Origin of the sequence: Paraburkholderia lycopersici (genome assembly GCF_900096975.1) — a bacterium.
In the GTDB taxonomy this organism is placed as follows: Bacteria; Pseudomonadota; Gammaproteobacteria; order Burkholderiales; family Burkholderiaceae; genus Paraburkholderia; species Paraburkholderia lycopersici.
In genome coordinates, this window is the sequence record NZ_FMYQ01000023.1 from 68,839 (window position 1) to 88,584 (window position 19,746).

At 66.1% G+C, this 19,746-nt stretch carries 18 protein-coding genes; 12 read left to right on the forward strand and 6 right to left on the reverse strand.

What is annotated here, in order from left to right; translation table 11 throughout:
• Positions 1–5: 5 nt before the first annotated feature.
• Both BLU17_RS22525 and BLU17_RS22530 read right to left on the reverse strand, forming a co-directional pair.
• Positions 6–533: a chromate transporter gene (locus BLU17_RS22525; protein WP_092001518.1), complete on the reverse strand. Its 528-nt coding sequence runs from the start codon at positions 531–533 to the stop codon at positions 6–8.
• Positions 530–1,135 carry a chromate transporter gene (locus BLU17_RS22530; RefSeq protein WP_092001521.1) on the reverse strand — a complete coding sequence of 202 codons (606 nt, stop codon included), beginning with the start codon at positions 1,133–1,135 and terminating at the stop codon, positions 530–532. The genes BLU17_RS22525 and BLU17_RS22530 overlap by 4 nt, the downstream gene beginning before the upstream one ends.
• Before the next feature lie 99 nt (positions 1,136–1,234).
• Between BLU17_RS22530 and BLU17_RS22535 the strand changes: the two genes are divergently transcribed.
• A complete protein-coding gene (locus BLU17_RS22535; RefSeq protein ID WP_092001524.1) occupies positions 1,235–2,161 on the forward strand; it encodes a transcriptional regulator GcvA in 927 nt (308 codons plus the stop codon).
• A gap of 75 nt (positions 2,162–2,236) precedes the next feature.
• On the opposite strand, the gene BLU17_RS22540 is transcribed toward BLU17_RS22535, so the two are convergent.
• Positions 2,237–2,998 carry an LOG family protein gene (locus tag BLU17_RS22540; protein ID WP_092001527.1) on the reverse strand — a complete coding sequence of 254 codons (762 nt, stop codon included), beginning with the start codon at positions 2,996–2,998 and terminating at the stop codon, positions 2,237–2,239.
• A gap of 1 nt (position 2,999) precedes the next feature.
• On the opposite strand from BLU17_RS22540, the gene polA reads away from it, so the two are divergent.
• The 3 genes from polA (at position 3,000) to BLU17_RS22555 (ending at position 8,353) form a co-directional block, all read left to right on the forward strand.
• A complete protein-coding gene (polA, locus tag BLU17_RS22545; protein ID WP_092001530.1) occupies positions 3,000–5,801 on the forward strand; it encodes a DNA polymerase I in 2,802 nt (933 codons plus the stop codon).
• Positions 5,802–6,055: 254 nt separating this feature from the next.
• Positions 6,056–7,411: an NAD(P)/FAD-dependent oxidoreductase gene (locus tag BLU17_RS22550; RefSeq protein WP_092001533.1), complete on the forward strand. Its 1,356-nt coding sequence runs from the start codon at positions 6,056–6,058 to the stop codon at positions 7,409–7,411.
• Between the two features lie 69 nt (positions 7,412–7,480).
• Entirely contained in the window at positions 7,481–8,353 is an 873-nt protein-coding gene (locus tag BLU17_RS22555; RefSeq protein ID WP_092001536.1) for a dienelactone hydrolase family protein, read from the forward strand.
• A gap of 39 nt (positions 8,354–8,392) precedes the next feature.
• Here BLU17_RS22555 and BLU17_RS22560 read toward each other — a convergent pair whose 3' ends face one another.
• Both BLU17_RS22560 and BLU17_RS22565 read right to left on the reverse strand, forming a co-directional pair.
• Entirely contained in the window at positions 8,393–9,262 is an 870-nt protein-coding gene (locus BLU17_RS22560) for a sulfurtransferase (protein ID WP_092001539.1), read from the reverse strand.
• A 149-nt stretch (positions 9,263–9,411) separates the two neighbouring features.
• Positions 9,412–10,518 (reverse strand): aromatic ring-hydroxylating oxygenase subunit alpha, encoded by a 1,107-nt coding sequence (locus BLU17_RS22565; RefSeq protein WP_092001542.1) that lies wholly within the window; start codon positions 10,516–10,518, stop codon positions 9,412–9,414.
• A gap of 307 nt (positions 10,519–10,825) precedes the next feature.
• Between BLU17_RS22565 and BLU17_RS22570 the strand changes: the two genes are divergently transcribed.
• From BLU17_RS22570 to folE2, 4 genes are all read left to right on the forward strand, one after another.
• A complete protein-coding gene (locus BLU17_RS22570; protein WP_092001544.1) occupies positions 10,826–11,140 on the forward strand; it encodes an exodeoxyribonuclease VII small subunit in 315 nt (104 codons plus the stop codon).
• Positions 11,137–12,018 carry a polyprenyl synthetase family protein gene (locus BLU17_RS22575; RefSeq protein WP_092001547.1) on the forward strand — a complete coding sequence of 294 codons (882 nt, stop codon included), beginning with the start codon at positions 11,137–11,139 and terminating at the stop codon, positions 12,016–12,018. Before BLU17_RS22570 ends, BLU17_RS22575 begins: the two co-directional genes overlap by 4 nt.
• A gap of 84 nt (positions 12,019–12,102) precedes the next feature.
• Positions 12,103–14,010 carry a 1-deoxy-D-xylulose-5-phosphate synthase gene (gene dxs, locus BLU17_RS22580; protein WP_092001550.1) on the forward strand — a complete coding sequence of 636 codons (1,908 nt, stop codon included), beginning with the start codon at positions 12,103–12,105 and terminating at the stop codon, positions 14,008–14,010.
• Positions 14,011–14,207: 197 nt separating this feature from the next.
• Entirely contained in the window at positions 14,208–15,014 is an 807-nt protein-coding gene (gene folE2 / locus BLU17_RS22585) for a GTP cyclohydrolase FolE2 (RefSeq protein ID WP_092001553.1), read from the forward strand.
• A gap of 73 nt (positions 15,015–15,087) precedes the next feature.
• Here folE2 and tsaD read toward each other — a convergent pair whose 3' ends face one another.
• Positions 15,088–16,116, reverse strand: a complete 1,029-nt coding sequence (gene tsaD / locus BLU17_RS22590) for a tRNA (adenosine(37)-N6)-threonylcarbamoyltransferase complex transferase subunit TsaD (RefSeq protein WP_092001556.1) — start codon at positions 16,114–16,116, stop codon at positions 15,088–15,090.
• Positions 16,117–16,341: 225 nt separating this feature from the next.
• On the opposite strand from tsaD, the gene BLU17_RS22595 reads away from it, so the two are divergent.
• The 4 genes from BLU17_RS22595 (at position 16,342) to BLU17_RS22610 (ending at position 19,657) form a co-directional block, all read left to right on the forward strand.
• Complete coding sequence (locus BLU17_RS22595) at positions 16,342–17,562, forward strand: BaiN/RdsA family NAD(P)/FAD-dependent oxidoreductase (RefSeq protein ID WP_092001559.1); 1,221 nt, start codon at positions 16,342–16,344, stop codon at positions 17,560–17,562.
• A 27-nt stretch (positions 17,563–17,589) separates the two neighbouring features.
• Positions 17,590–18,630 carry a universal stress protein gene (locus BLU17_RS22600; protein ID WP_143189317.1) on the forward strand — a complete coding sequence of 347 codons (1,041 nt, stop codon included), beginning with the start codon at positions 17,590–17,592 and terminating at the stop codon, positions 18,628–18,630.
• 158 nt (positions 18,631–18,788) lie between these two features.
• Positions 18,789–19,001 carry a 30S ribosomal protein S21 gene (gene rpsU, locus BLU17_RS22605; RefSeq protein WP_013434742.1) on the forward strand — a complete coding sequence of 71 codons (213 nt, stop codon included), beginning with the start codon at positions 18,789–18,791 and terminating at the stop codon, positions 18,999–19,001.
• Between the two features lie 209 nt (positions 19,002–19,210).
• Positions 19,211–19,657, forward strand: a complete 447-nt coding sequence (locus tag BLU17_RS22610; protein WP_092001564.1) for a GatB/YqeY domain-containing protein — start codon at positions 19,211–19,213, stop codon at positions 19,655–19,657.
• Positions 19,658–19,746 lie beyond the last annotated feature (89 nt).

Here is a 19,746-nt window from a genome sequence, read left to right on the forward strand (position 1 = left end):
TCACCTCACTGGCCGAACCCCGTTAATCCGATCAGACTTCCCGCGCCAAGCAGCCACAGCGGATGGATCTTCGTGCGAAACGCCAGCACGGCACACACGCCGGTAATCGCCCATGCGATCCAGGAAGGATCGGATGCCTTTGCAATCAGCACGGCGCTCGCGGCCACGAGGCCGGCCGTCACCGGCACGAGGCCCTTTTGCGCGATGCGACGCCACGGGCGGTCCTTGAAGCGGTCCCACGCATGCAGCGCGGCGATCGTCACGAGCGACGACGGCCCGAACTTCGCGATCGACGTCACGAGCATGCCCGCCCAGCCGGCCACGTGCCAGCCCACTAGCGTCACGACCATCATGTTCGGGCCGGGGGCGGCCTGGGCGAGCGCGAAGAGCGCGCTGAATTCGCTCGCCGGCATCCAGTGGCGCACCTCGACCACCTGGCGCTGCATTTCGGGCAGGATCGTATTGCCGCCGCCGAACGCGAGCAGCGAAAGCTGGCTAAAGATCGCAGCGAGCGCGACAAGTGTGGCGTTCATCGCGCGGCCCCTTCCTTGCGAGCCGCGCGGGCCGCGAGCGTGATGCCGACGGGCGTGAGCACGAGCATGGTCGGCAGAAGCGGCGTGCGCAGCACGGCGATGGCGGCGAAGCCGAGCGCGGCGACGGCCGCCGCCGCCGGCTCGCGGCGCAGCGGCAGCACGATTTTCACGGCCATCGAGACCAGCAGGCCGGCGGCCGCGGCGGCGAGCCCGACGAACAGATGCCGCACGTGCGGATCGTTTTGCGTGCGCTCGTAGATCACGCCAAGCCCGATCACGACGAGCGACGGTCCCGCGATCAGCCCGAGAATGCCCGCGAGCGCGCCGCGCCAGCCATGAAAGCGCATGCCGAGCGCAACCGAGAGATTGATGACGTTGCCGCCCGGCAGGAATTGGCACAGGCCGAGCAGGTCGGTGAATTCGCCGGCATTGAGCCAGCGCCGCTGCTCGACGATGGTGCGCCGCGCCAAAGGCAGCGCGCCGCCGAACGACGTGAAGCCGAGACCGAGAAAGCCGAAGAACAGATCGCGCACGGAGGGCGTGGCGAGATCGGCGCTGGCATCGCGTGGGGCGGCGGCAGGCGGAGAGGCAGCGTGTTTCATGGAATTGAGGACCTCTGGGGCAAGCCCCGAGGTTAAGCCGAAACGCGCATGCCGCAAAACGATTTTTACGGCGGTTTCTTGTGATCTACACTCACAAGCATGGCACGCTCACTTCCTCCCTTTCCCGCGCTGCGCGCGTTCGAAGCCGCCGCGCGCCACGGCAGCTTCTCCGCCGCGGCGGGCGAGCTCCATGTGACTCACGGTGCCATCAGCCGGCAGGTGGCCGCGCTCGAGGCGTGGGTCGGCGTGCAGGTGTTTCATCGGCACGGCAAGCGGGTCGCGCTGACCGAAGACGGGCGGCGCTACCTTGCTGCCGTACAGTCGGCGTTCGACGACATCGCGCGCGCGACCGAGCAGCTACGCGACACGGGCGTGGTGCATGTGCTGCGCGTGAACGCGCTGCCGACCTTCGCGATGAAGTGGCTGCTGCCGCGGCTTTCGCAGTTTCAGCGTCTCGCGCCGAACGTCGAGTTGCGCCTCTCGACATCGAATGCGCCGGTCGAGATGCTCGACGGTTTCGACGTGGCCGTGAGGCGCGGTCCGGCGCACTGGCCCGACTGCGAGGCAGGGTATTTTCTCGACGAGGTGGAACTGCCGGTGTGCAGCCCGGCGCTCCTCAAGCGCGCGCCGATTCATCAGCCGGGCGATCTGGCGCGTCACGTGCTGCTGCATTCGGATACGCGGCCCGATTCGTGGCGCACGTGGCTCGCGGCCGCCGGCGTGAAAGCCAAATGCAGGAAGAGGCAGTCGTTCGACCACTTCTATCTGGCCTTGCAGGCGGCCGTGGACGGACTTGGCGTGGCACTCGGCCCGCTGCCGCTGCTGGACGACGAACTTGCGTCGGGGCGTCTCGTTGCGCCGCTCGCGGGGCCGCCTCTCGCAGCGCGCGGCTACTGGTGGGTGGCGCGCCGCGAGGTGGCGCAGGCGCCGCTCGTGGCACAGTTTTGCCGCTGGCTCGAAGAGCAGGCGAAAGAGCGGGCGCGACACGAAGGAGCGGGCGTGCCCGCCATTCAGGAAAAAGCGTGAGGGAATCGATGCGCAGAGGCGCAAGCGATACGGAGGCCTACGAAAAGGCCTTCCGCACGCTGTCGAAGTGAAACGTCAGAGATAGAACATCCGGTCGTCGTCGGAGTCTCGGCCGGGGCGCGCCGGGTGCTCTCTTTCGGGCTCTTCGCCCGCATCTTCGTAGAACTTGAGGACGGCTTCGAGCACCTGGTCCGGGTCGTCGATCACCTGCATCAGGTCCATGTCTTCGGGATTGATGAGGCCCATCGGCACGAGCGCCGAGCGGAACCAGTCGAGCAGGCCCGTCCAGAACTCGCCGCCCACCAGAATGATGGGCACGTGACGCGACTTCTTGGTCTGGATGAGCGTGAGCACTTCGGCCAGTTCGTCGAGCGTGCCGAAGCCGCCCGGCATGACGATCACGGCGTCAGAGTTCTTCACGAACGTGACCTTGCGCGTGAAGAAATGGCGAAAACGCAGCGAGATGTCCTGCCACTGGTTGCCCGATTGCTCGTGCGGCAACTCGATGTTCAGACCGACGGAAGGCGACTTGCCCGCATGCGCCCCCTGGTTCGCGGCTTCCATGATGCCGGGCCCGCCGCCGGAGATTACGGCGAAGCCCGCGTCGGACACTTTTCGCGCGATCGTCGTGGCAAGCTGGTAGTACTTTGACTCCGGTTTCAGGCGTGCCGAGCCGTAGATGCTGACCGCTGGCCGGATCTCGGACAGGTACTCGGTCGCCTCGATAAACTCTGCCATAATCGTGAACATCTGCCACGATGCGCGCGCCTTCTTGGCCGTCGCGCGCTCTTGATCTGCGAGTGAACGCAGACTCGGAATCACTTTTCTCTTGTCCATAATGCCTGAAGAACTACGCGTGGAAACGAAGCTACAAACTGAGCTGGAAGGTAAGACCCTGCTGCTGGTCGACGGTTCTAGCTATCTCTATCGGGCCTTCCATGCCATGCCGGATCTGCGCGGTCCTGACGGCGAACCGACGGGTGCGCTTTACGGCATCATCAACATGCTGCGTCGCATGCGCAAGGACGTTACGGCAGAGTATAGCGCGTGCGTGTTCGATGCAAAGGGCAAGACGTTCCGTGACGACTGGTATCCCGAGTACAAGGCCAACCGGCCTTCCATGCCCGAGCCGCTCGCCGCGCAAATCGAGCCCATTCATGTGGCCGTGCGCGCGCTCGGCTGGCCGCTGCTGATGATCGAAGGCGTGGAAGCCGACGACGTGATCGGCACGCTCGCGTGCCAGGCCGAGAAGCTCGGCATGAAGGTCATCGTTTCCACGGGCGACAAGGACCTCGCGCAACTCGTGACCGACCACGTCACGCTCATCAACACGATGACGAACGAAGCGCTCGACCGCGAAGGCGTGATCGCGAAGTTCGGCGTGCCGCCCGAGCGAATCGTCGACTATCTCTCGCTCATCGGCGACACCGTCGACAACGTGCCCGGCGTGAACAAGTGCGGCCCGAAAACAGCGGTGAAATGGCTTACGCAGTACGGCTCGCTCGACGGCGTGATCGAACATGCGGATGAAATCAAGGGCGCCGTGGGCGGTTACCTGCGCGACGCGCTCGGCTTCCTGCCGATGGCGAAAAAGCTCGTCACGGTGGAGACGGCTTGCGATCTCGAGCCGCATCTCGAGTCGATCGAAGCGTCGCTCGCCACGCGCCCCGAAGCGCGCGAGGAGTTACGCGACATCTTCGCGCGCCACGGCTTCAAGACCTGGCTGCGCGAAATCAACGAGGCAAGCCAGCAGGTGCAGACCGTTCCCGCGGCAACGGCCGGCGACGCGCCCGAGAAAGACGCGAACGTGCAGCCCGCGCTGTTCGTCGAGGCGCCGCGTCACTACGAAACGATCCAGACGTGGCCGCAGTTCGAGACATGGCTCAGGAAAATCGAGGCAGCCGAACTCACGGCGTTCGATACCGAAACCACGGCGCTCGACCCGATGGTCGCGAAGCTCGTCGGCATGTCGTTCTCGATCGAGCCGGGCGTCGCGGCTTACTTGCCGCTCGCGCATCGCGGGCCGGACGCGCCCGATCAGTTGCCGATCGACGAAGTGCTCGCCCGCCTGAGGCCGTGGCTCGAAAGCCCGCGGTACAAGAAGGTCGGCCAGCACATGAAGTACGACGAACAGGTGCTCGCCAACTACGGTATCGAGCTGAACGGCGTGGAGCACGACACGCTGCTCGAATCGTATGTGCTCGAATCGCATCGCAGCCACGACATGGACAGCCTCGCGCTGCGCCATCTGGGCATCAAGACGATCAAGTACGAAGACGTGGCGGGCAAGGGCGCGCAGCAGATCGGCTTCGACGAGGTGCCGCTCGAAAAGGCCGCCGAATACGCAGCCGAGGACGCCGACGTCACGCTGCAACTGCATCGCGCGCTTTATCCGCAGATCGCGTCTGAGAAAGGCCTCGACTACGTGTATCGCAACATCGAGTTGCCGACTTCGCGCGTGCTGCGCAAGATGGAACGCAACGGTGTCCTGATCGACAAGGAGCGGCTGGAGAAGCAGAGCGCCGAGATCGCCGTGCGGCTCGTCGCGCTCGAACAGGAAGCCTATGCGCTCGCGGGCGGCGAATTCAATCTCGGCTCGCCCAAGCAGATCGGCCAGATTTTCTTCGAGAAGCTGCAGTTGCCGGTCGTGAAGAAGACGCCAAGCGGCGCGCCTTCCACCGACGAAGAAGTGCTGCAGAAGCTCGCCGAAGATTACCCGCTGCCCAAGCTCCTGCTCGAACATCGCGGCCTCGCCAAGCTCAAGTCCACGTACACCGACAAGCTGCCGCGCATGGTCAACGCGCAAACGGGCCGCGTGCACACGAACTATGCGCAGGCCGTGGCGGTCACCGGCCGTCTCGCGTCGAACGATCCGAATCTGCAGAACATTCCGGTGCGTACGGGCGAAGGCCGGCGCATTCGCGAGGCGTTCATCGCGCCGCCGGGTCACAAGATCGTTTCCGCCGATTATTCGCAGATCGAATTGCGCATCATGGCGCACATCTCGGGCGACGAGTCGCTGCTCGCGGCGTTCGCGCGCGGCGACGACATTCACCGCGCCACGGCCGCCGAGGTGTTCGGCGTGACGCCGCTCGAAGTGAGCGCGGACCAGCGGCGCATCGCGAAGGTCATCAACTTCGGCCTCATTTACGGCATGAGCGCGTTCGGGCTCGCATCGAACCTCGGCATTACGCGCGACGCGGCGAAGCTTTATATCGACCGCTATTTCGCGCGTTATCCGGGCGTGGCGCGCTACATGGACGAAACGCGCATGGACGCGAAGTCGCGTGGTTACGTCGAAACCGTGTTCGGCCGCCGCCTCTGGCTGCCCGAGATCAACGGCGGCAATGGACCGCGCCGCCAGGCCGCCGAGCGCGCGGCCATCAACGCGCCGATGCAGGGCACGGCCGCCGATCTCATCAAGCTTTCGATGGTCGCGGTGCAGAAGTGGCTCGACGAACGCAAGATCGGCACGAAGATGATCATGCAGGTGCACGATGAACTCGTGCTGGAAGTGCCCGACGACGAGCTTGCCGAAGTGCGCAAGCGTCTGCCCGAGCTGATGTGCTCGGTGGCGCAGCTCAAGGTGCCGCTCGTCGCCGAAGTGGGCGTGGGCGACAACTGGGAAGAAGCCCACTGAGGGCTGGTTCAAGTGGCCCGCCTGCGCAATGAAGCTCTACCGGAGCACATGCTGAATGCGCCATGCCGCAGCAAGGACGTAACCGCGCGCGCGAGATAAGGCAAGCCCCGCGTGCGTGATGTCGCGAATGCGCGCCGCGAGGGTTGCCGCCGCGCACTCCGTCAGCCGACAATGAATTGAAGGCCGGTACCTCGCACGCGATGTTGTCGGTGCAATCGGCCTTGCTATCGCCTTTCGACATGCACGGAGAGTCTATGCATCGCTTTATCGTTGTGGGAGGAGGCGCGGGCGGGCTGGAACTGGCGACGCGGCTCGGCGATCGTTATGGCGAAACGCGCGCGAAGCGCGGCAAGCCGCAGGCATCGATCACGCTGGTCGACCGCTACCCGACACACATCTGGAAGCCGCTCCTGCATGAAGTCGCGGCGGGCAGCATGGACCCGTTCACCCATCAGCTCGAATATGCGGCGCAAGCGCGCTGGCACGGCTTCGAGTTTCAGCAGGGCGAACTGGTCGGCCTCGAGCGCGCGGCGAAGCGCATCACGCTCGGCCGCGTGCTCGACGAAGACGGCGCCGAAATGCTGCCCGAGCGCGTGCTCGAATACGACACGCTCGTGCTCGCTATCGGCAGCACGACGCATTTTTTCGGCGTGCCCGGCGCGGCCGGACATTCCATCGCGCTCGATACCGTCGAGCAGGCCGAGCGCTTTCGCAAGCGCCTCATCGCGGCGTGCATGCGCGCCGAGCATCAGACGCCCGAAGCGACGGCCGCCGCTGCGCAGGGCTCGAACGACGGCGCCGAACCGCGCGTGCAGGTGGCGATCATCGGCGCGGGCGCCACGGGCGTCGAACTCTCCGCCGAGCTGCGCAATACCGCGCAGGTGCTCTCGGCCTATGGACTGCACAAGCTCGATCCGCGCCACGACGTGGGCATCGTGCTGATCGAGGCGGGCACGCGCATCCTCCCTGCGTTGTCCGAGCGCGTTTCGTCTGCGACCGCGGAACTGCTGCACAAGCTCGGCGTGAAGGTGATGACAGGCGAGCGCGTGACCGAAGTCGCGGCGGGCGTGGTGCGCACCGCGAGCGGCAAGGACGTGCGCGCGGATCTCACCGTGTGGGCGGCGGGCATCACGGCGCCTGCCGTGCTTTCGCGGCTCGACGGCCTCACCGTCAACAAGCTCGGCCAGTTGATCGTGCGCCGCACGCTGCAAACGGAAATCGACGACAACATCTTCGCGCTCGGCGACTGCGCGGCCTGCGAATGGCCCGGCCACGAGCGTGGCGTGCCTCCGCGCGCGCAAGCCGCGCATCAGCAGGCGACCTTCCTGTTCCGCTCGCTCGGCGACCTGCTCGCGGGGAAGCCGCTGCCGGAGTTCACCTATCGCGACTTCGGCTCGCTGGTATCGCTCGGCCACTTCAGCGCGGTCGGCAATCTGATGGGCGGGCTGATTGGCGGGAATATGCTGATCGAAGGGCTGTTTGCCCGTTTCATGTACATGTCGCTGTACCGGCTGCACATCGCGGCGCTGCACGGCTACGCGCGCATGGTGCTCGATACGTTCGCGCACTGGCTGCGCCGCACCACGCTGCCGCGCGTGAAGCTGCACTGAATGGCGCGTGCGTCGACAGGCGCGGCGCTATTTCGTTGATTGCGCTATCTGGCCTCCGAGGAGCGTTGCATGCTGAAACCCGAAATCGATAGCCTCGTCCCGCGCGTGCCGTTCGACCGGCGCACCTTCATCAAAGCCGCGCTCGGCAGCGGATTCGCCGCCGCCGTGCTGCCGGTTTCCGCGCAAACCATCCACACCGACAGCGAGGGTCTCGAAGCCGGTGAGATCGGCTTCCAGTCGGGCGGGACGCTCGTCCCGGCGTATCGTGCGCAACCGCGCGGCAAGACGCATTTGCCGGTCATCATCGTCATCCACGAGATTTTTGGCGTGCACGAGCATATCGCGGATGTGTGCCGCCGCTTCGCGAAGCTCGGTTATCTGGCCGTTGCGCCGGACCTGTTCGTGCGCGAGGGCGACGCTTCCGCGTACCCGACGATTCAGCAGATCGACCAGAACATCGCGAGCAAGGTGCCCGACGCCCAGGTGCTCGGCGACATCGACGCGGCCGTCGCCTGGGCAGGCCAGCACGGCGGCGACACGAAGCGCGTGGGCGTCAACGGCTTCTGCTGGGGTGGGCGCATCGCGTGGCTCTATGCGGAGCACAACCCGCACATCAACGCGGCCGTGGCGTGGTATGGGCGCGTGGCCGGCCGCCATACGGCGACGATGCCGGGCAATCCGCTCGATCTCGCAAACCACCTGGAGGTGCCGGTGCTCGGGATGTATGGCCTGCAGGACCAGAGCATTCCGCAGGACACGCTCGCGCAGATGAAGGCCGCCATCGCGCAAGGCCCGCAGGGCGGCCGCGGCTCGCAGTTCGTCGTGTACGACGACGCGGGCCATGCGTTCTTCGCTGACTATCGTCCGAGCTATCGCAAGGCCGACGCGGAAGACGGCTGGAAGCGCGCCATCGCGTGGTTCAGGGAGCACGGCGTGGCGTGACGCCGTGCTGTTTCGGCCGGTCGCCCAGATTCGGCGGATTCAGGGATTCGGGCCCGTGGCGACCGGCCGCGACGGGTCGGCGGACCATTCGCTCCACGACCCCGGATATAGCGCCGCGCCATGCAGGCCGGCGATCTCCATTGCGAGCGCGTTATGGCAGGCGGTCACGCCCGAGCCGCATTGCAGGACCACATGCTCGGGCGTCGTGCCCGACAGCACGGCCGTGAAATCCTCGCGCAGCGCGTGCGCCGACTTGAAACGGCCGTCCGGCGTGAGGTTGTTCTGATAAAAGCGGTTGCGCGCGCCAGGAATGTGGCCGCCCACGGGATCGATCGTTTCGTTCTCGCCGCGATAGCGGTCGGCGGCGCGTGCATCGACGACCGTGAGCTCGCGCGTGGCGAGATTGCGCTCGATGGCCTGCGCATCCACGGTCACCTGGAGCGGTGCGCCGGCCTTGAACGTGCCGCGCGCGGGCGTGGGTACGTCGCGTACGAGCGGGAGGCCGGCCGATTCCCAGGCTTGCAGGCCGCCGTCGAGCACGGCCACCGAGTCGTGGCCTAGCCAGCGCAGCAGCCACCACAGGCGCGCGGCGTAGGAGCCGCCTTGCGCGTCGTAGGCGACGACCTGCTGGCCTTCGTTGAGGCCGCGCAGCGAGAGCGTGGCGACGAGCGCGGAGCGGTCGGGCAGCGGATGGCGCCCGTTCTTGCCGGTCTTTGGGCCGGAGAGATCGCGGTCCAGATGCAGGTATTGCGCGCCGGGCAGATGGCCGAGCGCGTAGGCGTTCTCCCCGGCGGCGGGATTGGCCAGATCGAAGCGGCAGTCGAACACGAGCACGCTGCCCGGCGCGGCGGTCAGGCGTTCGTGCAGATTGGCGGCCGAGATCAGCGTGGTGTAGTGCGTGTGGGGCATGACGGCTCCTTGTATCGTGCGAGGCCGCCGCATGGACAGTGCGGCATGTGCGCGGCGACCCGGTGCCGTCAGTCTAAACAAAAAGACGGGCCGAAGCCCGTCTTTCCGTTGATGCATTCAATTGGCCCGAAGACCGTGCCTGCCGGGCGTCAGATCGGTCCCAGCTCCCGGCGCAGGAATTCGTGGAAGTGCTGCATGCCGTCTTCCATCGGGCTCTGGTACGGGCCGACTTCCGACTCGCCGCGCTCGAAAAGCGCGCGGCGGCCAGCGTCCATGCGCTCGGCGATCTCGTCGTCCTCGACGGCCGTTTCCATATAGGCGGCACGTTCGGCCTCGACGAACTCGCGCTCGAACAGCGTGATTTCCTCGGGGTAGTAGAACTCGACGATATTCGTCGTCTTCTGCGTGCCCTGCGGAATGAGCCACGACACCACGAGCACGTGCGGATACCACTCGATCATGAGATTCGGGTAGTACACCATCCAGATCGCGCCGAATTCGGGCGGCACGCCATTGCGGAAGCGCAGGACCTCGTCGTGCCACTTGCGGTACGTCGGGCTGCCCGGCTTGCCGAGGTGCTTGTGCACGCCGACCGTCTGCACGCTATACCACTCGCCGAACTCCCACTGAAGGTCGTCGCACGACACGAAGTTGCCGAGGCCCGGATGGAACGGCACGACGTGATAGTCCTCCAGATAGACCTCGATGAAGGTCTTCCAGTTGTAGTTGCACTCGTGGATCTCGACGTGATCGAACATGTAGTCCGAGAAGTCGAGGTGCTTCGCGGGGCCGAGGCGAGCAAGATCGCGCGCGACGTCGCGGCCCGCGGATTCGAAGAGCAGCCCGTTCCACCTCTGGAGCGGAGAACTGGTCAGATTCAGACACGGTTTGTCCGCGAAGTGCGGCGCGCCGAGCAGTTCGCCCTTGAGGTCATAGGTCCAGCGATGCAGCGGACATACGATGTTGTCCGCCGTGCCGCGACCGTTTAGCATGATGGCCTGGCGATGGCGGCACACATTCGAGAGCAGCTCGATCCCGTTGCTCTTGTTGCGGACGAGCACGCGGCCCTCTTTCTCGCCGGGCAGCGCAAAATAGTTTCCCGCCTCGGGCACCATGAGTTCGTGCCCGACGTAGCGAGGACCCTTCTGGAAAAGCGTGTCGATTTCGCGCTTGAGTAGCGCTTCGTCAAAATAAGCGGTGACTGGCAGCTGGCTGTGGATGGACTTCAGCTGCAATGCATTGCTCAGATTGGACATTCCCACTCCCGATGAAGACGTGAAAGCAGTGAACAACCCAACCATCGAAGATTCGATTTAGGGAGCCGGAGATTATACCCGGTTACCTGGTCATGGGGTAGCTAAGTGACTGATTTTTGCCAAATTTACACCGGAACGACGGCGGGAATCCGGGAAGTATGAGACAAATGCACGGGTAATCCGACCTTCTGGAACCCAATTGACGGGTCGCGGCGGTGTGGTCGAAAGGGCATGTGAGCCGGCGAGCGGGTCGAAAGAGACGCTTTTGCCGTAGAATGTCCGCCTTGTTTCATTCTGGCGACGACTCATGGCGAAATCCGCAACGAAAGACCGCGCTGGCGCGGGCGAAAGCGCCGCCGGGACGGCCGGGGGCGAGGCTCTGCCCGAAAGCTACGAGGCGGCGCTGGCGGAACTCGACGGCCTCGTGGCACGCATGGAAGGCGGCAGTCTGAGCCTGGAAGAATCGCTTGCGGCGTACCGCCGCGGTGCGACACTCGTGCGCTTTTGCCAGCAGCAGCTCGAAAAGGTTGAACAACAGGTGCGCGTGCTCGACGGCGAGACGCTGCGGCCCGTGCCCCTCAATACGACAGACTCCGCCGCGGGCGGAGACGACGATCTATGACATTTGACCAATGGACCCGGCAGGTGCTCGACCGGGTCGAAAGCGCGCTCGATCATTATTTGCCGGCGGCCGACGTGCAGCCGGCGCCGCTGCATGACGCCATGCGTTATGCCGTGCTTGGCGGCGGCAAGCGCGTGCGTCCGCTCCTGTGCCACGCGGCGGGTGAACTGACGAACGCCATGCCCGAAGCGCTCGACGCGGCGGCCTGTGCGCTCGAGATGATCCACGTGTACTCGCTCGTGCACGACGACATGCCGTGCATGGACGACGACGACATGCGCCGCGGCAAACCCACCGTCCACGTCAAATATGACGAACCCACGGCGCTGCTGGTCGGCGACGCGTTGCAGTCGCAGGCTTTCGTCACGCTGACGTCCGACGTTCTCGACGCCACGCGCCAGGCATCGCTCGTGCGCGAACTCGCGCTGGCGAGCGGCTCCGTCGGCATGGCCGGCGGACAGGCGATCGACCTCGCGAGCGTGGGCCATGCGCTCACCCGCCCCGAGCTGGAAACGATGCACCGCCTGAAGACCGGCGCACTTTTGCGCGCCGCGGTGCGCATGGGCGCGATGGCAGGCGAAACGCCTTCTGCGGAAACCCTCGCCGCGCTGGACAAATATGCAGCGGCCGTGGGCCTCGCCTTCCAGGTGGTCGACGACATTCTCGACGTCACCGCCGACTCGGCTACGCTCGGCAAGACCGCGGGCAAGGACGCGAAGGACGGCAAGCCGACCTACGTGTCGATCATCGGTCTTGATGCCTCGCGGGCGCTCGCGCAGCAGTTGCGCGCCGACGCGCACGCGGCGCTCGAACCGTTCGGCGCGCGCGCGCAGCGCCTCGCCGAACTCGCTGACCTGGTGGTGAACCGGGTGAGCTGATCGCGCAACCCGCCCACGCGCATGAAAGGGGAGTAATGCGCAGAACAAGTGCGGGAGCGCCAGTTTTCCTACAATGGAACGACGATGTACGACTTGCTGAAAACCATTGACGACCCGGCGGATTTGCGCCGCCTCGATCGCCGCCAGTTGCAACCGCTTGCCGACGAACTGCGTGCCTTCGTTCTCGAAAGCGTCTCGCAAACGGGCGGCCACCTGTCGTCCAACCTCGGTACGGTCGAACTGACGATCGCGCTGCACTACGTGTTCGACACGCCGCGCGATCGCATCGTCTGGGACGTGGGCCATCAGACCTATCCGCACAAGATCCTGACCGGCCGCCGCGACCAGATGCATTCGCTGCGCCAGCTCGGCGGCATCTCTGGCTTCCCGAAGCGCGACGAATCGCCGTACGACACGTTCGGCACGGCGCATTCGAGCACGTCGATTTCGGCGGCGCTCGGCATGGCCATCGCGAGCAAGCTCAAGGGCGAGAACCACATGGGCATCGCCGTGATCGGCGACGGCGCGATGACGGCCGGCATGGCCTTCGAGGCGCTGAACAACGGCGGCGTCGAAGACGACGTGCCGCTGCTCGTCATCCTCAACGACAACGACATGTCGATTTCGCCGCCGGTGGGCGCGCTCAATCGCCATCTTGCGCGCCTCATGTCGGGCCGTTTCTACGCCGCCGCGCGCGCGGGCGTCGAGCGCGTGCTGCGCCATGCGCCGCCGGTGCTCGATCTCGCGCGCAAGCTCGAAGAACACGCCAAGGGCATGATCGTGCCGGCCACGCTGTTCGAGGAGTTCGGCTTCAACTACATCGGCCCGATCGACGGCCACGACCTCGACTCGCTGATCCCGACGCTGCAGAACATCAAGGAACTGCGCGGTCCGCAATTCCTGCACGTCGTGACGAAGAAAGGCCAGGGCTACAAGCTTGCCGAAGCCGACCCGGTGCTCTACCACGGTCCCGGCAAGTTCAACCCGGCCGAGGGCATCAAGCCGTCGAAGGTGCCGGGCAAGAAGACCTACACGCAGGTGTTCGGCGAATGGCTCTGCGACGCGGCCGAACTCGACTCGCGCGTGATCGGCATCACGCCGGCCATGCGCGAAGGCTCGGGCCTCGTCGAGTTCGAGAAGCGTTTCCCGGACCGCTACTACGACGTCGGCATCGCCGAGCAGCACGCGGTGACGTTCGCGGGCGGTCTCGCGGCCGAGGGCATGAAGCCGGTGGTCGCGATCTACTCGACCTTCCTGCAGCGCGCCTATGACCAGCTGATCCACGACGTCGCGCTGCAGAACCTGCCGGTCGTGTTCGCGATCGATCGCGCGGGCCTTGTCGGCGCCGACGGCGCGACGCACGCGGGCGCGTACGATCTCGCGTTCATGCGCTGCATCCCGAACATGATGATCATGGCGGCATCGGACGAAAACGAATGCCGTCAGATGCTCTATACGGCGCTCCAGCAGGACTGCCCGGCGGCCGTGCGCTACCCGCGCGGCGCAGGCACGGGCGTGGCGACCGTCAAGCAGATGGCCGCGCTGCCGGTGGGCAAGGGCGAAATCCGCCGCGAAAGCAATGCGCCGGCCGGCAAGCGCATTGCGATCCTCGCGTTCGGCACGATGGTCGCGCCGTCGCTCGCGGCCGCCGAGGAGCTCGACGCCACCGTGGCGAACATGCGCTTCGTGAAGCCGCTCGACGCCGACCTCGTGCGCCAGCTCGCCGAAACCCACGACTACCTCGTGACCGTCGAGGAAGGCTGCATCATGGGCGGCGCGGGCTCGGCCTGCGTGGAAGCCCTCCTTGAAAGTGGGGTTATCAAGCCCGTACTACAATTGGGCCTCCCCGACCGCTTCATCGACCACGGCGACCCGGCGAAGCTGCTGGCGGGCTGTGGGCTCGACGCAGCAGGGATCGCGAAGTCCATTCGCGAGCGCTTCCTCGATCGCACGGCGAATGCGTCCGGCAAATCGGTGATGCGCGTCGCCTGATCTGGAAGCGCCTTGCGGTGCGGCTGGTCCAAAGGCCAGCCGGCGAACCGCGGCAGTCCACTTCACCTTAGAACCGGCGGGCGGGTTTTCGTACCCGGCAACCGCCAGCAAACGCCGGCTCATGCCGGCGTTTGTCGTTTGTTTGCCATTCGTTTGGCGTTTGCGCGCCGCATTCAGCGCGGCTTGAGGATAAGAACATGAATCAGATGAACCCGGCCTTCGTGATGCCGGACGTCCAGAGCTCCGTCGATACCCGTCAGATCGCGATTCAGCGCGTGGGCGTGAAGGCCGTGCGCCATCCGGTCACGGTCAGGACGGGCGCGGGCGACGTCCAGCCGAGCGTCGGCACGTGGAATCTCGACGTTCATCTGCCGGCCGACCAGAAGGGCACGCACATGTCGCGCTTTGTGGCGCTGCTCGAGGAGAACAAGGCGCCGCTCGAGCCCGCTACGTTCCGCGCGATGCTGGCCGCGATGCTCGCGAAACTCGAATCGCAGGCCGGCCGCATCGAAGTCGCGTTTCCGTACTTCGTGAAGAAGGTCGCGCCGGTGTCGGGCGTGGAAAGTCTGCTCGACTACGACGTGACGCTCACGGGCGACGTGCGTCATGGCGAGACGCGTCTTTTCCTCAAGGTGCTCGTGCCGGTGACGAGCCTGTGCCCATGCTCGAAGAAGATCTCGCAGTACGGCGCTCACAACCAGCGTTCGCACGTGACGATGAACGTCGAGTTCGAGGGCGATCTGCCGGTCGAAGACCTCGTACGCATCGCCGAGGAAGAGGCGTCGTGCGAGCTGTGGGGCTTGCTCAAGCGTCCGGACGAGAAGTTCGTGACCGAGCGCGCGTACGAGAATCCCAAGTTCGTGGAAGACCTGGTGCGCGACGTGGCCGTGCGCCTGAACGCCGATGCTCGGGTGATCGCCTATACGCTCGAAGCCGAGAACTTCGAGTCGATCCACAATCACAGCGCGTATGCCGTGATCGAGCACGACAAGCGCGCGGGCTGAACGCGAGGGGCTGGCTGCGCCATCGACGAAAAAGCCGCCCTTGGGCGGCTTTTTGCTTCTGGCTGCGTTCGCGTTACCGTTGCGCGAGCGAGCTCAAATCCCAGCGCGGCTTTACCGTAAACGCGTAGTCGCGCGTGGCCTGCTCGGGCCAGCGTTGGAGGCGGAGCGCGCCTGCGAGCGCGATCATCGCGCCGTTATCGGTGCATAGCGACAGGTCGGGGTAATGTACCTCGAAGCCGCGTTTTTGCGCCGCCGCCGAAAGCGTTTCGCGCAACTGCTTGTTTGCGCCCACGCCGCCCGCCACCACGAGCCGCTTCATCTTCGTGCGCTTGAGCGCTGCCAGCGATTTCGCGGCCAGCACTTCCACAGCCGCATCGACGAAACCGCGTGCGATGTCGGCCTTGCCTTGCTCGCAGATGTTCGCGCCGAGCTTCTTCACCTGCGTGAGCACGGCCGTTTTCAGGCCGCTGAAGCTGAAGTCGAGATCGCCGGAATGCAGCATCGGGCGCGGCAGCTCGACCGCGCCCGGCGTGCCGAATTCCGCGAGTCGCGACACTTCCGGGCCGCCCGGATAGCCGAGGCCGAGCAGCTTGGCCGTCTTGTCGAAGGCTTCGCCGGCGGCGTCGTCGAGCGTTTCGCCCAGCGTCTCGTAGACGCCCACATCGGTTACGCGCATCAATTGCGTGTGGCCGCCCGACACCAGCAGCGCGACGAACGGAAACGGCGGCGGCGCGCCGACCAGCAGCGGCGAGAGCAGATGCCCTTCGAGGTGGTGTATGCCCACGGTCGGCCGGTTCCACGCCATGGCGAGCGCGTTGGCGATGCTCGCGCCCACGAGCAGGGCGCCCGCGAGGCCGGGGCCTTGCGTGAACGCGATGGCGTCGATGTCGTGCCGCGCCGCGCCGCTCTTCGAGAGCACTTCCTCGAGCAGCGGCAACGCGCGGCGGATGTGGTCGCGCGAGGCGAGTTCGGGGACGACGCCGCCATACTCGCGGTGCATGGCGATCTGCGAGTGCAGCGCGTGCGCGAGCAGGCCGCGCTCGCTGTCGTAAAGCGCGAGGCCGGTTTCGTCGCAGGAGCTTTCGATGCCGAGAACGAGCATGAGTGTGGGGCAGAGCGGCGGCATTGCCTTGTGCCCGGGGACTGCGGGTAAAAATCGGGCAAAAGCGGGTAAAAACTCGCGGGCAAAAAACCGCCGGCAAAACCGTCGCGAAATCAAGAAGTAAGACAGCCGTTAAGTATAACAGCGCGCGTGCAGGCCGGCTCGGCGCGGCCGGCCGCGCTTCGCCCGCGGATCGGACGTCGCCGCGCAGGTAGAATGCGCGCCATGGAATCTTTCGACATCGCCGTGATCGGCGCGGGGGCGGCCGGCATGATGTGCGCGGCGGCGGCGGGCCAACGGGGCCGCCGCGTGGCGCTGATCGATCACGCGCCGCGCCTCGCGGAAAAAATCCGCATTTCGGGCGGCGGGCGCTGCAACTTCACGAACCTGCACGCGAGTCCGGCCAACTATCTTTCCAATAATCCCCATTTCTGTCGCTCGGCACTCGCGCGCTACACGCCGCGCGATTTCCTCGCGTTGCTGCGCCAGCATCGCGTGACCTGGCACGAAAAGCACAAGGGTCAGCTTTTCTGCGACCAGTCGAGCGAGGCGATCATCGACGTCCTGCGCGCGGAATGCGACGCCGGACGCGTGGCCTGGCGCCGGCCGCTGCCCGTCGAGGCCCTGAGCCACGCCGACGGCGCCGGCTTTACGCTTGGCACGCCACAGGGCCAGATTCGCGCGAAGGCGCTTGTGATCGCGACGGGCGGTTTGTCGATCCCCAAGATCGGCGCGACCGACTTCGCGTATCGCGTCGCGAGGCAGTTCGGCCACAAGCTCGTCGACACGCGTCCGGCGCTCGTGCCGCTCACGTTCGCGCAGGACGAGTGGGCGCCCTACGTGCCGCTCGCGGGCGTCTCGCTCGAAGTCCACGTGGCGACCGGCGAACGCAAGACCGGCGGCGCTTTCGACGAGGACCTGCTCTTCACGCATCGCGGCCTCTCGGGCCCGGGCGTGTTGCAGATTTCGAGCTTCTGGCAGCCAGGCCAGCCGATCCGCGTGAACCTGCTGCCGGATCGCGACGCGTCCGCGGCGCTGATCGAGGCCAAAGGCGCGACGAAACGACAAATCGGCAACCTTCTCGCCGAATGGGTGCCGGCGCGCCTCGCGCACGTGTGGCTCGAGGCGCATCAGGTAAAAGCCGACGCGCGGCTTGCCGATCTGCCCGACAAGACGCTGCGCAAGATCGGCGAAGGGCTTGCGCAGTGGTCGCTCACGCCCACAGGCACCGAAGGCTACAAGAAAGCCGAAGTCACGCGTGGCGGGGTGGACACGCGCGAGCTGTCCTCGGCGACGCTGATGAGCCAGCGCGTGGCTGGCCTCTATTTCGTGGGCGAGGCGGTGGACGTGACGGGCTGGCTCGGCGGCTACAACTTCCAGTGGGCGTGGGCGTCGGGCGTCGCCGCTGGGGAGGCCGCCGCCGAATTTACGGCGCCCGCAAGCTGACTTCGCGATCTGCGGGATCTCCTGCGATTGACCGCAGTCATTGTTGGCTGGGCCGCCGAGGTTCACGCTCGAATACCTGGCCACAAGAAAGAGGTGCGAAACGTGAATCAAGAGGATGAACCGGCAAACTACGCCGCGCCGCTGCGGCGAATCATGATTGCAGTGGACGATTCGGTGGCATCGATGCAGGCAGTGCGTTTTGCCGCGCGGGTGGCGCCGCGCGACGCCGAGGTGCAGGTCGTCTGCGCCGCCGGACAACCGCGCGACTGGATGGGCGGTGCCTACGCCGCGCGCGACGCTTGGATGACGGACGCGCTCGCCGCCACGCCTGACGAATCGTGCTCCGACGCCGAGCGCACGCTGGAGCGGGCGATTTCGGCGTTCAGCGGACAAGCTGCCTCCGTCGAAGGGGTGGTGGTCAATTTTTCCGGCGACGCCGGGGCTGCCGTGCCCGCCTTGGCCGAAGCGGCCCGCGACTGGCAGGCGGACCTGCTGGTTGTCGGCGCGCGGCATCGGGGGCGCATGACGCGCTGGGTCGACGGCTCGGTTTCGGGCGCGCTCGCGGTTTGTGCGCCCTGTCCGCTGCTGGTCGTGCCCGTCGAATACGAGCCGCATGGCGACGCGCCGCCGGCCCGCATCCTGCTGGCGGCCGACGGCAGTCCGGCCTCGGCGCTGGCCATCTGCGCGGCCGTGCGGCTTGCCGAACCGCAAACGGCGCTGCGTGCTGTTTACGTCGTCGACCGCAGCAGCGTCTCCGGCGACCCGGTGCCGGGTTCCGTGCTCGAGGACGCGCTCGCCGAGCTCGGGCGCAAAGCACTGGCCAGCGCGGGCGAGCAACTGGAAGCGGCGGGCTGCGCCTTCGAAACGGCGCTCGTGGCCACCGGCCTCATGCGCGACGACATTGCCCACGCCGTACTGCGCGACGCAGAGCATTGGCAGGCCGACCTCGTGGTGCTGGGCACGCAGGGGCGGCGGGGCGTCGCGCGCTGGCTGCTTGGCAGCGTCGCGCAGCGCGCCATCGAGATCACGCACCTGCCGTTGCTGCTCGTAGGTCCGGGCGCCGGTTGAAGGCCCCGCCGCCCGGCGAAGCGGGGCGGCGGCCGCGATGAAATGGAGGGGCAAAAACGGGCCGCCGCGATACGGGTTTCTCCCCCAGGCGGCCGCACGATGGCCGATTACGGAACTGCTATACTCAACTTTCTTTACCCCCGATCCGTTATTGGAAAATGACGACCATCCGCGTAAAAGAAAACGAACCCTTTGAAGTTGCCATGCGCCGCTTCAAGCGCACGATCGAGAAGAACGGTCTGCTGACCGAGCTTCGCGCGCGCGAGTTTTACGAGAAGCCCACGGCTGAACGCAAGCGCAAGAAGGCGGCGGCGGTGAAGCGCCACTTCAAGCGCCTGCGCAGCCAGATGCTGCCGAAGAAGCTGTACTGATTCCGGCGTCGCCGCGGCGCGTGTCCGAGCCGTTGTGGCATGGGCCTCGCGCGGATCGGCGGCGACGTGGGCAGCCGGCTCTTGTCGCATCGCGGCCGCCGCTGCCCTCTGGTGTGGTCGCAACCATGTCGAATTTGCGCCAACCCGCCTGGAAGCGTTTCCAGGCGGGTTTTTGCATTCCTGCAACCTCAACGCATTTCAGGTGAGTGATGAGTCTCAAAGACCAGATCAACGACGACATGAAAGCCGCGATGCGCGCGCGCGAAAGCGAGCGCCTCGCCACGATTCGTCTGCTGCTCGCCGCAATCAAGCAACGTGAAGTCGACGATCGCGTGACGCTTGACGACGCCGGCATCACGGCGGTCATCGACAAGATGATCAAGCAGCGCAAGGACTCGATCAGCCAGTTCGAGGCTGCGGGCCGCACCGACCTCGTCGAAAAGGAAGCCGCCGAACTGACCGTTCTGACCGCCTACATGCCCGCGCAGCTCTCGGATGCCGAGATCGCCGCCGAAGTGCAGGCCGCGGTCGCCCAGGTGGGCGCAGCCGGCCCGCAGGACATGGGCAAGGTGATGGGCGTGCTCAAGCCGAAGCTCGCCGGGCGCGCTGACATGACGGCCGTCTCCGGGCTCGTCAAGGCCGCGCTCTCGAAGTAAGCGCATCCGGCTCGCGCGCGGCGCAAGCCCGGCTTCCGGGCAGCGCCGCGAGGCCCGGTCAGGGCCGCGCGAGCCCTGGTTGCCCGAGC

Coding starts and splice junctions, on each gene's coding strand:
- BLU17_RS22565 (WP_092001542.1), bottom strand. CDS start 10,518: ATGTCCAATCTGAGCAATGCATTGCAGCTGAAGTCCATCCACAGCCAG.
- BLU17_RS22560 (WP_092001539.1), bottom strand. CDS start 9,262: ATGCCCCACACGCACTACACCACGCTGATCTCGGCCGCCAATCTGCAC.
- BLU17_RS22550 (WP_092001533.1), top strand. CDS start 6,056: ATGCATCGCTTTATCGTTGTGGGAGGAGGCGCGGGCGGGCTGGAACTG.
- BLU17_RS22595 (WP_092001559.1), top strand. CDS start 16,342: ATGGAATCTTTCGACATCGCCGTGATCGGCGCGGGGGCGGCCGGCATG.
- BLU17_RS22575 (WP_092001547.1), top strand. CDS start 11,137: ATGACATTTGACCAATGGACCCGGCAGGTGCTCGACCGGGTCGAAAGC.
- BLU17_RS22540 (WP_092001527.1), bottom strand. CDS start 2,998: ATGGACAAGAGAAAAGTGATTCCGAGTCTGCGTTCACTCGCAGATCAA.
- BLU17_RS22525 (WP_092001518.1), bottom strand. CDS start 533: ATGAACGCCACACTTGTCGCGCTCGCTGCGATCTTTAGCCAGCTTTCG.
- BLU17_RS22530 (WP_092001521.1), bottom strand. CDS start 1,135: ATGAAACACGCTGCCTCTCCGCCTGCCGCCGCCCCACGCGATGCCAGC.
- folE2 (WP_092001553.1), top strand. CDS start 14,208: ATGAATCAGATGAACCCGGCCTTCGTGATGCCGGACGTCCAGAGCTCC.
- BLU17_RS22610 (WP_092001564.1), top strand. CDS start 19,211: ATGAGTCTCAAAGACCAGATCAACGACGACATGAAAGCCGCGATGCGC.
- polA (WP_092001530.1), top strand. CDS start 3,000: ATGCCTGAAGAACTACGCGTGGAAACGAAGCTACAAACTGAGCTGGAA.
- BLU17_RS22555 (WP_092001536.1), top strand. CDS start 7,481: ATGCTGAAACCCGAAATCGATAGCCTCGTCCCGCGCGTGCCGTTCGAC.
- dxs (WP_092001550.1), top strand. CDS start 12,103: ATGTACGACTTGCTGAAAACCATTGACGACCCGGCGGATTTGCGCCGC.
- rpsU (WP_013434742.1), top strand. CDS start 18,789: ATGACGACCATCCGCGTAAAAGAAAACGAACCCTTTGAAGTTGCCATG.
- BLU17_RS22535 (WP_092001524.1), top strand. CDS start 1,235: ATGGCACGCTCACTTCCTCCCTTTCCCGCGCTGCGCGCGTTCGAAGCC.
- tsaD (WP_092001556.1), bottom strand. CDS start 16,116: ATGCTCGTTCTCGGCATCGAAAGCTCCTGCGACGAAACCGGCCTCGCG.
- BLU17_RS22570 (WP_092001544.1), top strand. CDS start 10,826: ATGGCGAAATCCGCAACGAAAGACCGCGCTGGCGCGGGCGAAAGCGCC.